Origin of the sequence: Meridianimaribacter flavus, assembly GCF_004366715.1 — a bacterium.
Taxonomy (GTDB): domain Bacteria; phylum Bacteroidota; class Bacteroidia; order Flavobacteriales; family Flavobacteriaceae; genus Gaetbulibacter_B; species Gaetbulibacter_B jejuensis.
Map to the genome: position 1 here is coordinate 621,963 of NZ_SOQZ01000001.1, position 14,854 is coordinate 636,816.

General features: G+C 33.7%; 14 protein-coding genes. 12 read left to right on the plus strand and 2 right to left on the minus strand.

Features of this window, described 5'->3' with window-relative positions:
* Positions 1-5 precede the first annotated feature (5 nt).
* The gene (locus tag A8975_RS02780; RefSeq protein ID WP_134198595.1) at positions 6-1,100 is read left to right on the plus strand and encodes an ABC transporter permease; all 1,095 of its coding nucleotides are present in this window, start codon (positions 6-8) and stop codon (positions 1,098-1,100) included.
* Positions 1,101-1,105: 5 nt separating this feature from the next.
* On the opposite strand, the gene yihA is transcribed toward A8975_RS02780, so the two are convergent.
* On the minus strand, positions 1,106-1,717 hold the full coding sequence (gene yihA, locus A8975_RS02785; protein WP_134198596.1) for a ribosome biogenesis GTP-binding protein YihA/YsxC: 612 nt from the start codon (positions 1,715-1,717) through the stop codon (positions 1,106-1,108).
* A gap of 3 nt (positions 1,718-1,720) precedes the next feature.
* Entirely contained in the window at positions 1,721-2,485 is a 765-nt protein-coding gene (locus A8975_RS02790) for an alpha/beta fold hydrolase (RefSeq protein ID WP_129759332.1), read from the minus strand.
* A gap of 286 nt (positions 2,486-2,771) precedes the next feature.
* On the opposite strand from A8975_RS02790, the gene mraZ reads away from it, so the two are divergent.
* From mraZ to A8975_RS02845, 11 genes are read left to right on the plus strand one after another with little or no spacing between them, the layout of a single operon-like run.
* Positions 2,772-3,242: a division/cell wall cluster transcriptional repressor MraZ gene (mraZ, locus tag A8975_RS02795; protein WP_131506023.1), complete on the plus strand. Its 471-nt coding sequence runs from the start codon at positions 2,772-2,774 to the stop codon at positions 3,240-3,242.
* Positions 3,220-4,125 carry a 16S rRNA (cytosine(1402)-N(4))-methyltransferase RsmH gene (rsmH, locus tag A8975_RS02800; protein ID WP_243832937.1) on the plus strand — a complete coding sequence of 302 codons (906 nt, stop codon included), beginning with the start codon at positions 3,220-3,222 and terminating at the stop codon, positions 4,123-4,125. Before mraZ ends, rsmH begins: the two co-directional genes overlap by 23 nt.
* A complete protein-coding gene (locus A8975_RS02805) occupies positions 4,122-4,439 on the plus strand; it encodes an FtsL-like putative cell division protein (protein ID WP_129759329.1) in 318 nt (105 codons plus the stop codon). Before rsmH ends, A8975_RS02805 begins: the two co-directional genes overlap by 4 nt.
* A gap of 57 nt (positions 4,440-4,496) precedes the next feature.
* Positions 4,497-6,455, plus strand: coding sequence for a penicillin-binding protein (locus A8975_RS02810; protein ID WP_134198864.1), 1,959 nt, complete (start codon positions 4,497-4,499; stop codon positions 6,453-6,455).
* Positions 6,452-7,915, plus strand: coding sequence for a UDP-N-acetylmuramoyl-L-alanyl-D-glutamate--2,6-diaminopimelate ligase (locus A8975_RS02815; protein WP_134198598.1), 1,464 nt, complete (start codon positions 6,452-6,454; stop codon positions 7,913-7,915). Before A8975_RS02810 ends, A8975_RS02815 begins: the two co-directional genes overlap by 4 nt.
* A 1-nt stretch (position 7,916) precedes the next feature.
* On the plus strand, positions 7,917-9,158 hold the full coding sequence (gene mraY, locus A8975_RS02820; protein ID WP_134198599.1) for a phospho-N-acetylmuramoyl-pentapeptide-transferase: 1,242 nt from the start codon (positions 7,917-7,919) through the stop codon (positions 9,156-9,158).
* Entirely contained in the window at positions 9,159-10,490 is a 1,332-nt protein-coding gene (gene murD / locus A8975_RS02825; protein WP_134198600.1) for a UDP-N-acetylmuramoyl-L-alanine--D-glutamate ligase, read from the plus strand.
* Between the two features lie 12 nt (positions 10,491-10,502).
* Positions 10,503-11,696 (plus strand): FtsW/RodA/SpoVE family cell cycle protein, encoded by a 1,194-nt coding sequence (locus tag A8975_RS02830; protein ID WP_129759325.1) that lies wholly within the window; start codon positions 10,503-10,505, stop codon positions 11,694-11,696.
* Entirely contained in the window at positions 11,696-12,793 is a 1,098-nt protein-coding gene (gene murG, locus A8975_RS02835) for an undecaprenyldiphospho-muramoylpentapeptide beta-N-acetylglucosaminyltransferase (RefSeq protein ID WP_134198601.1), read from the plus strand. The genes A8975_RS02830 and murG overlap by 1 nt, the downstream gene beginning before the upstream one ends.
* Positions 12,790-14,142, plus strand: a complete 1,353-nt coding sequence (murC, locus tag A8975_RS02840) for a UDP-N-acetylmuramate--L-alanine ligase (RefSeq protein WP_134198602.1) — start codon at positions 12,790-12,792, stop codon at positions 14,140-14,142. The genes murG and murC overlap by 4 nt, the downstream gene beginning before the upstream one ends.
* Positions 14,129-14,854 (plus strand): cell division protein FtsQ/DivIB, encoded by a 726-nt coding sequence (locus A8975_RS02845; protein WP_134198603.1) that lies wholly within the window; start codon positions 14,129-14,131, stop codon positions 14,852-14,854. Before murC ends, A8975_RS02845 begins: the two co-directional genes overlap by 14 nt.

Below are 14,854 nucleotides of genomic sequence, written 5' to 3' on the forward strand. Positions count from 1 at the left end.
AATAAATGAGTAAAAACAGTAACTCATTAACACAATTAGCGCTCCAAAAGTTTAAAAAGAACTTTTGGGGCGTTTTAAGTTTTTGGCTCATTGTTGCCATTGGGTTAGTGTCTGTTTTTGCCTATGTTTTAGCACCAGATAATTCTCAAAATGCAAATCAAATGCATTTAACAATTCACTCTAAAAAACCTGGTTTTAAAGTGAATATTCTCACCATTCCGTCAGAAATTAATAATGATCAATCTTTCCTGTCAAAAATATTTTATGGTGAAAAAAATACAGATACCGAAATCCCAATTTCAGAATTTAAAGCTGATAATGATAAATTAGTATATGCCGAATATGCCTCTGATGGATTAATAGGTGTAGAAAAAGAAATTGCCCTAAGTACTTTTCCAAACCAAGATTTTAAACCCTTTATAAAAGAACGTACATTTTTGTTTGGTACTGATAAATACGGAAGGGATTTATTAAGTAGAGTATTAATAGGTTCTCGAATTTCGTTTTTTATTGGTTTTATAGCTGTATTTATTTCTTTAGTAGTTGGAATCTTTATGGGAAGTTTAGCTGGATACTTTGGTGGAGTAGTTGATACAATAGTTATGTTTATTATTAATGTAACCTGGTCTATTCCAACATTACTTTTGGTTATTGCTATTATATTGGCTTTAGATAAAGGGTTTTGGCAAGTGTTTATAGCAGTAGGACTTACTATGTGGGTTGAAGTTGCTAGAGTAGTGAGAGGACAAGTTATAAGTGTAAAGGAAATGCAGTATGTTACTGCTGCTAAAGCTTTAGGTTATACCGATTTTAGAATTGTTACCAGACACATATTACCCAATATTATGGCTCCAATTATTGTTATATCAGCAGCAAATTTTGCAGCTGCAATTTTAATTGAAAGTGGATTGAGCTTTTTAGGTATTGGAGCGCAACCACCAATGGCAAGTTGGGGAGCAATGATAAAAGATCATTATAACTATATTATACTAGGAAAACCTTATTTAGCAATAATTCCTGGTTTGTGTATTATGATTTTGGTAATGGCTTTTATGCTTATAGGTAATTCACTTAGAGATGCATTGGATGTAAAAAATTAAAACTATTAGTTTCTTAAAGCGTTAATTTCTTTATTCGTGTCGTCAATAAACTGTAAAACGTCCTCTCTACCTATGGCTTTACTTGAAGAGGTTACAAAGTAATTAGGCATTTCTTCCCAAGTTTTAAGCATTTCCATTTCGTATTCTGAAATATTTCGTTCAATAGCTTTAGGTTTCAGTTTGTCAGCTTTTGTGAAAATAATAGAAAAGGGGATTCCGTGTTCTCCCAACCACTCCATAAATTCTAAATCTATGTTTTGAGGATTATGTCTAATATCAACAAGAACAAATGCAGATACGAGTTGTTGACGTTGTTCAAAATAATTGGTAATGAATTTTTGAAATTTCTTTTTAGCAGTCTTAGAGACTCTTGCATAACCATAACCTGGTAAATCCACCAAAAACCAGTTTTTATTAATCAAAAAATGATTAATTAGTTGAGTTTTTCCTGGTTTTCCAGAGGTTTTTGCTAAATTCTTATGGTTGGTGAGCATGTTAATTAGCGAGGATTTTCCAACGTTACTTCTACCAATAAAAGCATATTCAGGCAATATGTCTTTTGGGCATTTTGTAACTTCAGAATTGCTTATTACAAACTCTGCTGTTTTAATTAACATGTTTTAAAAGTTTCTGGCAGAAAGCCATTTTTCTAAAATCAAATTGAACTCTTCAGGGTGTTCCATCATAGCTGCGTGTCCACATTTATCAATCCAAAATAAATCAGAATCAGGTAATAAACTATGGAATTCATCAGCAACTTCAGGTGGAGTAACAGTATCGTTTTTTCCCCAAATAATACAAGTTGGTGTTTGCATTTTAGGAAGGTCTTTTGCCATATTGTGTCGTATTGCACTTTTAGCAATTGCCAATGTTTTTATAAGCTTGTTTCTGTCGTTTACAGTTTCGTAAACTTCATCAACTATTTCTTTGGTAGCAACTGCTGGGTCGTAAAATACATCTTGGGCTTTTTTCTTGATAACTTCATAGTCACTTCGCTTGGTGTAACCACTTCCCATTGCACTTTCATATAGTCCAGAACTTCCTGTAATTACTAATGCTTTAACCTTTTCAGGATACATTTTAGTATGGTATAAACCAATATGACCACCAAGAGAATTTCCTAACAAGATAACGTTATCTAGCTCTTTAAACTCAATAAAATCATGTAGGTAGTTTGCAAAACTTTTTACATTGGTTTTTAGTAATGACATGGTGTAGATTGGTAACTCAGGAATAATGACTTTGTAACCTTTTGTACTGTAGTAATTTGTAACAGCGTCAAAATTACTCAACCCTCCCATTAAACCATGTAAAACAATTATTGGCGTGCCTTCTCCTACTTCAATATAACTGTAATTTTTTTCTGTTTTTAAAAGGTGTTTCATGTATTAGTTAGTGATGTCATTTTAAACAAATATAGTTATTTCATTGATAAATACTCCCTTTTTTACCCCTTAGTAAAAAATTGTTTTTCATAGAGTTTTTCACAATTTAATCAATGTGTCTTTATAAAAAAATAAACCTCTGATTTTTAAATAACTACAATCTGTTTTGGCGCTTAATTGTTGTTAAAATAAAAAAATTATTAACAAAAGTGGTATAAAGTGGTAAAATGTGGTAATATTTTCAATATATTTGAATTGAATTCGTTAGAAGTATAAAATAATCATTTTGAACACTTTAATAGGATCATACGAGTGCAAAGTAGACGCCAAAGGAAGGCTAATGCTTCCTGCTGCCCTAAAAAAGCAGTTGTCTCCTGTGTTACAAAATGGTTTCGTGTTAAAGCGAGCGGTTTTTCAGCCTTGTTTGGAGTTGTATCCAATGAGTGAGTGGGAGTTGTTGATGCAAAAAGTGAATAAACTCAATAGGTTTAAGAAAAAGAATAATGATTTTATACGACGCTTTACGGCAGGAGTTAAAATGGTTGAGGTAGATGCTACTGGTCGACTTTTAATTCCGAAAGATTTGATTGCTTTCTCTGGAATTAGCAAGGAGATTGTGGTGTCTTCGGCAATACATATCATTGAGATTTGGGATAAAGACAAGTATGAGCAAGCTATTGATGATGCTGCTTTAGATTTTGCTGACTTAGCTGAAGAAGTAATGGGACAAGACGATGATGACAATGGAATATCATAATCCGGTTTTACTTAATGAGACAGTTGAAGGTTTAGATATTAAACCTGATGGTGTTTATGTGGATGTCACTTTTGGTGGTGGTGGTCACAGTAAGGCAATTTTAAAGCAATTGGGTCCTGATGGAAAATTGTTTGCTTTTGATCAAGATCAGGATGCATTGTCTAATGCTTTAGAGGATGAGCGTTTTACACTAATAAATGAAAATTTCAGATTCATAAAACGTTTTTTGAGATTTTATGGTGTAAAGCAAGTAGATGGGATTTTGGCAGATTTTGGTGTGTCTTCACATCAATTTGATGTTGCTGAAAGAGGTTTTTCAACTCGTTTTGAGTCGGAATTAGATATGCGAATGAATCAAAATAGTCATTTGTCGGCTTACAATGTGATAAATGATTATGAAGAGGAGCAATTGCGTCAAGTTTTTTATCAGTATGGAGAATTGCGTCAAGCTCCAGCAATGGCAAGAGTAATTGTTGAAGAGCGTTCAAAAGCTGAGATAAAAACTAGTGAACAATTAAAGTTAGTGTTAAAACGATTTTTGCAACCTAAAAGAGAAAATAAAATACTAGCTCAAATTTATCAGGCAATTCGAATTGAGGTGAATCAAGAAATTGAGGTGTTAAAGGAATTGTTGTTGCAAACACCTGAGCTCCTAAAAAAAGGAGGTCGTTTAAGTTTTATTTCTTATCACTCGTTAGAAGATAGGTTGGTAAAACGATTTATAAGAAATGGCTTGTTTGAAGGTGAGCCAGAACGAGATGTATTTGGGAATTTTGAAGTGCCTCTAAAAAAAGTAGGAAATCTTATTGTGCCAACACAAGAAGAAATAAAAATTAATAACAGAGCAAGAAGCGCAAAATTAAGAATTGCAGAAAAACTATGAAGAAAGGTATTTATGGTATTCTGAAAGGTAAATTTTTAATAAGTGATGACTCTTTTAAAAACTGGAGAGTTATCATTTTTATTTCTGCCTTGGCTATAATAATGATAGCGAGTTCACATAGTGCAGATAAAAAAGTACATGAAATAGCTAAACTTAATAATGAAGTAAAAGAATTGCGTTCAGCATTTGTTGATGGACGCTCAAGGTTGATGAGGCTTAAAATGGAATCGTCAATTGTAACAAAAATGGCAGAAAAAGGTATTGTGCCTTCATTAATTCCGCCAAAAAAAATAAAAGTAAAAGCTCAGGAATAACTAGTGGCAGTAACTGAAAAAGACATATTAAACAAGTTGTACTTTGTTGCAGGATGCATGTTTGTGTTCATCTTTCTTGTGGTTTACAAGTTAGTGGATATTCAGTTTATTCAAGGTGATAAATACAGAGATCTTGGAGTAAAACGTGCTGTTGAAAATGTTGAGATTCCTGCTAACAGAGGTAATGTGTATTCGGCTGACGGAAGTCTTTTGGCGACATCTATTCCTAAGTATGATATTCGTTTAGATGCTGTACAGCCTCAAAACAAAACCTTTCAAGAATATATAAAACCGCTTTGCGATTCGCTGGCAAAATTCACAGGAAAACCAGCATCATATCATCAACAAAGAATTAGAAAAGCAAGAGCGAATAAAAACAGATATTATTTGATAGCGAGAGATATTGGATATTCTGATTATTTAAGAGTTAGAAATTTTCCTTTGTTAGAACTTGGTGCTATAAAAGGTGGTTTAATAGTTGAGCAGAATACGAAGCGAGAGCACCCAATGGGTGGAATTGCGCATCGTTCTATTGGTTATGAGCGCGTAGATGAAGATGGAAATGTTACAAGAGCAGGAATTGATGGTGCTTATGGTGAGGAGTACTTAAAAGGTACTAATGGTCATAGGTTAAAGCAAAAGATAGGTAATGGTCAATGGAAACCAATAACTGATTACAACCAAACAGAGCCTAAAGATGGGTATGATGTGTATACAACTATTGATGTTAATATTCAAGATATTGCACATCATGCGTTGTTGGAACAACTGGAGAAATATAAAGCCGACCATGGTTGTGTTGTGGTGATGGAAACCCAAACAGGAGAGGTAAAAGCAATTGCTAATTTAGGAAGAAACTCTGAAGGGAATTATTACGAAAGAAGAAATTACGCAGTTTGGGAGTCGCATGAGCCAGGTTCAACATTCAAGCTAATGGCGCTTACTGCTGCTTTAGAAGATAAGGTAATAGACACAAGTGATGTTGTGGATACTAAAAACGGAATCTTAAGTTTTTATGGTAAAAAAGTTCGTGATTCTAAACGTGGAGGTTATGGTAAAATCTCTATAGGAAAAGCTTTTGAAGTGTCTTCAAACACAGGAATAGTTTCTGCAATCGATCAGCATTATAGAAGCAACCCAAAAAAGTTTGTTGAGCGTTTGTATCAAATGAATTTAAATCAAAAGTTGGATTTGCCAATTTTAGGTGAAGGAGAGCCAATTATTCCACATCCTGATAATAAGAAAAGATGGAGTGGTATTGCATTACAGTGGATGGCTTATGGTTATGGAGTATCATTTACGCCTCTTCAAACGCTAACATTTTATAATGCTATAGCCAATAATGGTGAAATGGTGAAGCCTCAGTTTTTAAAAGAGGTAAAAGAGTTTGATGAAACTATTGTTCCATTTAAAAAAGAAATCATAAACCCAAGAATTTGTTCTCAGGAAACGGTTTCTAAAGTAAAGCAATTGCTTAAAAATGTAGTCGATAAAGAACACGGTACAGGTCATAAGTTGTACTCGCCTAATTTCTCAATGGCTGGTAAAACTGGTACGTGTCAAAAAGACTATGCAAATAAAGATAAACTCAATTATATATCTTCTTTTGCAGGTTTTTTTCCTGCTGAAAATCCAAAGTATTCGTGTATAGTTGTTATTCATGAGCCTGATAAAAGTGTTGGATATTATGGAGCAGATGTGTCAGGTCCAGTGTTTAAAAAAATAGCTCAAAAAATATATACAGATACGCCTTTAGTTGATGAAGTGGAAACTTTAGAATTAGTGGATGCTAAAACTAAAAGTGATTTTGATACTTACTTTGAGCTAGCTCAAAAATACAAAACCATTATGCCTGATGTTGTTGGGATGTCTGCTATGGATGCATTGGCATTATTAGAGAATATGGATGTAGAAGTGAAAGTGAAACTTAATGGAAGTGGAATTATAAAAAAACAGTCAGTAGACAAGAGTATAAAACTTAAAAAGAACCAAGTAATTGTTTTAGAAGCATCGTGATAGCGTTAAAAGACATATTGTATAAAGTAACCATCAATGCAGTTGTAGGTAGTACAGGTGTGCAGGTGAATGCTATTGAGTTTGATTCACGCCAAATCAAAACCAACGACGTGTTTGTGGCAATTAGAGGTTCGGTTGTTGATGGTCATAATTTTATTGAAAAAGCAATAGAGCTAGGAGCTACAGCTATAGTGTGTGAAGCACTTCCGGAGCAATTACAAAACGGAATCACTTACATAGAAGTTGATAGTGCTAGTAAAGCATTGGCGTTTATGGCTGCTAACTATTACGGTAACCCATCAGGGAATTTAAAGCTTGTTGGAGTGACAGGAACTAATGGAAAAACAACGGTTTCTACATTGCTGTATCAGTTGTTTAAAAAGGCTGGTTTTAAAGTTGGTTTATTGTCAACAGTAAAGATAATGGTTGGTGATAAAGAATTTAAAGCTACACATACAACACCAGATTCTCTTACAATAAACAAGTATTTAAGTGAAATGAATGATGAAGGTGTGGAGTTTTGCTTTATGGAAGTGAGTTCGCATGGTATTCATCAAAATAGAACAGAAGGATTGGTTTTTGAAGGTGGTATTTTCACAAATCTTTCTCACGATCATCTAGATTATCATAACACATTTGCTGAATATAGAGATGTGAAAAAACGGTTTTTTGATCAGTTGCCAGCTAAGTCTTTTGCGTTGGTAAATGTCGATGATAAAAATGGCTTGGTAATGCTTCAAAATACAAAAGCAAGAAAAATCACCTATGCATTAAAGTCGTATGCTGATTATAAAGCTCAAATTTTAGAAAATCAATTTAGCGGATTGCTTTTAAAACTTAATGATAATGAGGTTTGGACACGATTGATTGGAAGTTTTAATGCTTATAACATTTTAGCAATTTATGCTACAGCTGAATTATTAGGACTTGAAAAAGTTGAGAATTTAAAACTCATTAGCGAATTAGAAAGTGTGAGTGGTCGTTTTCAGTATTTGGTGTCTGATGAAAAAATCACAGCCATTGTAGATTATGCTCATACGCCTGATGCATTAAAAAACGTGTTGGAAACCATTAATAATATCAGAACAAAAAATGAAGAACTCATAACGGTTGTTGGTTGTGGTGGTGACAGAGATAAGACTAAGCGACCAAAAATGGGACACATAGCGTCCGCATTAAGCACTAAAGTAATTTTTACTAGTGATAATCCACGAAGTGAAGTTCCTGACGCGATTATTGAAGATATAGAAAAAGGGGTTGAGCCTCAAAATTATAAAAAAACACTATCTATAGTTGATAGAAAACAAGCCATAAAAACAGCGTGTCAAATGGCGCAACCAAATGACATTATTCTTATAGCAGGAAAAGGTCATGAAACCTATCAAGAAATTAAAGGCGAACGCTTTGATTTTGACGATTATAAAATAGTACAGGAATTTTTAAAGCAATTACAAAAATAAGATGTTGTATTACCTATTTGAATATTTAGAAAAACAGTTCCAGTTTCCTGGTGCATCGCTTTTTGGGTACTTAACCTTTAGAGCTGCCATTGCTATTATTCTGTCGCTGTTAATTTCTACTATTTATGGTAAACGTATTATAAGATTCCTTCAAAAAAAGCAAGTTGGAGAAACTATTAGAGATTTAGGTTTAGAAGGTCAAGTAGAAAAAGCTGGTACACCAACAATGGGTGGAGTCATTATTATTCTAGCAACATTAATTCCTGTGTTGTTATTGGCAAAATTGGAAAACATTTACATCATTTTACTTGTTATTACCACACTTTGGATGGGAACTATTGGTTTTATTGATGATTATATCAAAAAATTCAAAAATGATAAAGAAGGATTAAAAGGAAAGTTTAAAGTTTTAGGTCAAGTAGGCTTAGGAATTATAGTTGGTGCAACACTTTTCTTTAGTGATGATGTAACTATAAAAGAAAAATTACCAGAAGAACAGCAAAAAGTAATGCTTGCTGAAAACCCAAATTTACCTCCAGCAAAGTTATTTGATGTTGAAGAAAAATCTACAAAAACCACTATTCCTTTTGTGAAAGGAAATGAGTTTGATTATTCCGATTTGATTACATGGATTAATCCAAACCTAAATAAGTATGCTTGGGTCATTTTCATATTGGTGAGCATTTTTATTATTACAGCAGTTTCCAATGGAGCAAACCTAACTGATGGTATTGATGGTTTAGCAGCTGGGACATCTGCAATAATTGTGCTTACTCTGGGAATTTTTGCTTGGGTTTCGGGTAATATCATCTTTTCCGATTACCTCAATATTATGTATATCCCAAGAGTTGAAGAAATCACCATTTACATCGCTGCTTTTGTAGGAGCATTAATTGGTTTCTTATGGTATAATACCTATCCAGCACAAGTATTTATGGGAGATACTGGAAGTTTAACTATTGGTGGAATTATAGCTGTAATTGCTATTGCTGTTAGAAAAGAATGGTTGATTCCTGTGTTGTGCGGAATCTTTTTAGCTGAAAACCTTTCGGTAGTTATGCAAGTCAGCTATTTCAAGTATACAAAGAAAAAATATGGTGAAGGACGACGCATTTTTAAGATGTCGCCATTACATCATCATTATCAAAAATCAGGATATCACGAAAGTAAAATAGTTACAAGATTTTGGATTGTTGGCATTTTGCTAGCAATCATATCAATAGTGACATTGAAGATAAGATAAATGAAACGGTTAGTGATTCTTGGAGGAGGAGAAAGTGGAGTTGGAACTGCACTTTTAGGGAAAGAAAAAGGATATGAAGTTTTTGTTTCCGATAAGGGAAAAATAAAAGAAAAATATAAAGAGGTTCTTATACATAATGAGATTGAATGGGAAGATGAAAAGCACACAGAAAGTAAAATTCTGAATGCTGATGTAGTAATGAAAAGTCCTGGGATTCCTGAAAAAGTAGCTTTAGTAAAGCAAATTAGAGCTCAAGGAATTCAGGTGGTTTCTGAAATTGAATTTGCTTCAAAATTCACCAATGCAACTATTGTAGGAATAACTGGTAGCAACGGTAAAACTACAACAGCTAGTTTAACGCATCATATTTTAAAACAAGAATTAGATGTTGGATTAGCTGGAAATATAGGAGACAGTTTTGCAAAGCAAATATTAGAAAAGGACTATAAAAACTATGTGTTAGAGATAAGCAGCTTTCAGTTGGATGATATTGTGAGTTTTAAACCAAACATTGCAGTTATCACTAACATCACTCCAGATCATTTAGATAGATATGAGTATCAGTTTGAAAATTATATCGCTTCAAAATTTCGCATTGCAATGAATCAAACTAAAGACGATTATTTGATTTATGATGCGGATGATGAAGTCGTCACAAACTGGCTAGCAAAGCATCCTGTTCAATCCAAAATGTTACCATTTTCTTTAACTAAACCTATTGAAAATGGAGCCTATTTAGAAAACGAGACAATAAAAATAACAATTGATAACGACCAAATAATTATGCCGACAGCAAATTTAGCATTAGAAGGAAAACATAACGTAAAAAATGCAATGGCTGCTTCAACAGTAGCACATTTGCTAAAAATTAGAAAACAAACAATAAGAGAGAGTTTAGAGAACTTTCAAGGTGTAGAGCATCGATTGGAAAGTGTGCTTAAAATTAATAAAGTACAGTACATCAACGATTCCAAAGCAACAAATGTAAATGCTACTTATTTTGCTTTAGAAAGTATGGATGCACCAACCATTTGGATAGTTGGAGGAGAAGATAAAGGCAATAACTATGAGGAGTTATATCCATTTGTAAACGAAAAAGTAAAAGCAATCATTTGTCTTGGTGTTGATAATGAAAAGCTACTTAAAAACTTTAGTTCAATGGTTGATGTTATCGTAGAAACTCAATACATGAGCGAAGCTGTAAAAATTGCTTACAAGATAGCTAAAGCAGGAGATAATGTGTTGTTGTCACCAGCTTGTGCAAGCTTTGATTTGTTTGAAAACTATGAAGACAGAGGTCGTCAATTTAAAGAAGCTGTAAGAAGTTTGTAAAACTTAATACTTGTGCAAAAACTGTTTGATAACATAAAAGGAGACCGTTTAATTTGGGCAATAGCTGCATTGTTGGCTATATTCTCATTTCTGCCTGTGTATAGTGCTGCGAGTAATTTGGCATACATAGGAGGTAATGGTAACACCTTTACATTTTTTGTTAAGCATTTTATGCACTTGTTTTTAGGGTTTTCAATTATGTATGCTGTGCATAGAGTGCCCTATAGGTATTTTAGAGGTATATCAATGATTATGTTGCCAATTGTATTGGTATTGCTTGTGGTAACGATGCTTCAAGGTACAACTATTGAGGGAGCAAATGCTAGTAGATGGATTCAAATACCAATTGTTGGGATGTCGTTTCAAACGTCCACTTTAGCTTCTGTGGTGCTTATGGTTTATGTGGCGAGATATCTTTCAAAAATTAAAGATAAAACAATAACATTTAAAGAGTCCATTCTGCCATTATGGGTTCCTGTTTTCTTAGTATTAATGCTCATACTTCCTGCTAATTTTTCAACTACAGCTATCATATTTAGTATGGTAATGATGTTGGCGTTTATTGGTGGTTATCCAGTAAAATATTTAGCGCTAATTATAGGTGCAGGAATTATAGGTTTAACCATGTTTATATTGGTTGCAAAGGCATTTCCAGGTGCAATGCCAAATAGGGTTGATACTTGGATGAGCAGGATTGAAAATTTTTCTAATGGAGTTGATACTGAAGAAGACTATCAAATAGAGCAGGCTAAAATAGCTATCGCGTCAGGTGGAATAAAAGGAGTTGGTCCAGGAAAAAGTGTGCAGAAAAACTTTTTGCCGCAATCGTCATCAGATTTCATTTTCGCGATAATAATTGAAGAGTATGGATTGATTGGTGGTATGGTTGTCTTGGTGGCTTACATGTGGCTGCTTTTTAGAATTGTAATTGCAGCACAAAAAGCCGATACGGTTTTTGGTAAACTCTTGGTTTTAGGAGTAGGATTGCCTATTGTTTTTCAAGCATTAATAAATATGGCAGTTGCTGTAGAGTTGTTTCCGGTTACAGGTCAAACATTGCCATTAATAAGTAGTGGAGGAACATCAATTTGGATGACTTGTTTAGCTATAGGAATTATACTTAGCGTAAGTGCAAAGAGAGAAGAAATTAAAGAACAAGAAAATATAGAAGATAATCCGCTCGAAATTTTGAGTGAAGCGATATAATGAGTAACTATAAAATCATATTGTCAGGTGGTGGAACAGGAGGTCATATCTATCCTGCTATTGCTATTGCAAACGAGCTAAAATCTCGTTTTCCTGATGCTGAATTTTTGTTTGTAGGTGCTATGGATAGAATGGAGATGGAAAAAGTACCACAAGCAGGTTATGAAATAGAAGGACTTTGGATTTCTGGTATTCAGCGTAAGCTTACACTTAAAAATTTAACGTTTCCATTTAAGCTGATTACAAGCTTGTTGAGGTCTAGAAAAATAGTTAAAACCTTTAAACCAGATGTTGTAATTGGTACAGGAGGTTTTGCAAGTGGACCATTACTTAAAGTGGCGACTTTAAAACGAATTCCTAGTTTAATTCAGGAGCAAAACTCTTATCCAGGAATTACTAATAAGCTGCTGGCTAAAAGTGTTGATAAAATTTGTGTAGCGTATGATGGTTTGGAGCGATTTTTTCCAAAATCAAAACTCATAAAAACAGGAAATCCAATACGTCAGGATCTTTTAAGTATTGATGGAAAAACTATTGAAGCTAAAGATACTTTTAAGCTGCGTCATGGAAAACATACCTTATTGGTTTTAGGAGGAAGTTTAGGTTCAAAACGCATTAATGAACTTATTGAAAAAGAATTGGAGTTTATACAAACTCAAAACGTTCAAGTGATATGGCAATGTGGTAAACTGTACTACGATGCTTATAAAAGATATAACAACATGGAAGATGTACAAGTATATCCCTTTTTAAACAATATGGATATGGCTTATGCAGCTTCAGATGTTATTATTTCAAGAGCTGGAGCAAGTTCGGTTTCTGAGTTGTGTGTTGTGGGTAAACCTGTAATTTTTATTCCATCGCCTAATGTAGCTGAGGACCATCAAACAAAAAATGCAATGGCAGTTGTTGAAAAAGATGCTGCAATTTTAATTAAGGAATCCGATTTAGATGTTGATTTTGAAAACAAGTTTTCGCAATTAGTGAATTCGGTTGAAAGACAAAACGAACTCGGAACTAATATAAAAAAGCTAGCTTTAGTGAATGCAACTAAAGATATAGCTAATGAGGTTGAAAAATTATTGAATCATAAATGAATTATAACAACATACATAACGTCTATTTTATAGGTATTGGTGGTATTGGTATGAGTGCTTTAGCACGATATTTTAAAGCCAACAATAAGCAAGTTATGGGTTATGATAAAACCAAAACTGAGATTACTGACGGTTTGGAAAATCTTGGTGTTAAAGTGCATTTCAATGATTCTATTGATAATATTCCTACTCATTTTTTAGATATTGAATCTACGTTGGTAGTTTATACGCCAGCAATACCAAAAGCGCATCAAGAGCTTAATTATTTTATTGATAATGGTTATAAGGTGTTAAAACGCTCAGTGGTTTTGGGTGAGATTACAAAGCACACGTTTTGTCTTGCTGTTGCAGGCACTCACGGAAAAACTACTACGACCAGTATTTTAGGTCATTTACTTAATGAGTGTGGTGTGGAAGTCACTGCTTTCTTGGGAGGAATTAGTGAGAATTATAATTCTAATTTAATCCTTAACGGAACAAAGGTAACAGTTGTTGAGGCGGATGAGTTTGATCGTTCGTTTTTAACCCTGTCTCCAGATTTAGCATGTATCACTTCAATGGATGCCGATCATTTGGATATTTATGGAGAAGCCGAAGCGCTTAAAGACTCGTTTGTCGATTTTTCTAAAAAACTAAAGCCTAACGGAAAACTCTTCGTAAAAAACGGACTGCCATTAAAAGGAATTACCTACGGAATAGAAGATAATTCAGACTATTCAGTAAAAAATATAAAAATTATAGATGGTACTTATGTGTTTGATGTAACAACACCAAGTACTACCCTTGACAATTTCAAATTTAACCTACCTGGTAGACATAACCTGTCGAATGCATTAATAGCCTTGGCGATGGCTGTGGAGTATGGTTGCCCTCCCAAACAGCTCGCCAAAGCTTTAGCATCTTACAAAGGTGTTAAACGCAGGTTTAGTTATTCTATTAAAACCGAAAATTTAGTGCTAATTGATGATTATGCACATCATCCGCAAGAAATAAATGCAGTACATCAAGCAGTGCGAGAAATGTATCCAAATCAAAAGGTTATGGCCGTTTTTCAGCCACATTTATTCAGTAGAACAAGAGATTTTGCTGATGAATTTGCTGAAGCCTTGTCGCAATTTGATGAGGTCTTATTGCTTGATATTTACCCAGCTAGAGAATTGCCAATTGAAGGTATAACTTCTAATTGGTTATTGGGTAAGATGAAACATAACCACAAAAAACTGGTTGAAAAGCCTGAAATTATTTCAGAAATAAAGAAAAGTAATGCTCAAGTTATTTTAATGATTGGAGCAGGAGATATAGGAGAAGAAGTTAAACATGTAAAAGAAGCGTTAAGTGTCGCGAGCTAGTAAAATAAATTACATAAAAGTCGTGTTGCTGCTGGTGTTAGTGGTGTTTCTTTATGCGTTTTCGTCAGCAAGAAATTCAGGTCGAAAAGTTGCAGCTCCTGATGTGAAATTTATTGGTAGTCAAGATTTGTTTATAACCCAAGAGACTGTTAGTAAATTGTTAATACAAAATCAAGAGGGAGTTACGAACAAGCCTAAAGAAATTATAGATTTGAATGTTTTAGAAACTGCCCTAAATTCTAATGCCATGATCAAAGAGGCTCAGGTGTATATGAGTATTGATGGCTCAATTACAGCTGAGATAGAGCAAAAGCAACCTATAGCAAGAGTTAGTACAAATGCATCTTATTATATTGATAGTCAAGGGTTGTTTATGCCTTTGTCCGACAATTATACAGCAAGAGTACCACTGGTTACAGGAACTGTTTTAAAAAATGACTTGGACAATGTATACAAAATTGCAAAAAAAGTCAGCGAAGATAAATTCTTAAAGCAACACGTCATTGAGATTCATCAAAATGAAGATAAATCAATTGATTTAAAATTTAGATTGAACGATTTCAAAATACAATTAGGCGCTTTAAAAATGTTAGACAAGAAAATAAACAATCTTAAAGCGTTTTACCAAAAAGCGTTTAAAGATAAAACATTGGATAGCTATAGCATAGTGAACTTAAAATTTGATAATCAAGTCATTTGCACCAAAAAGTAA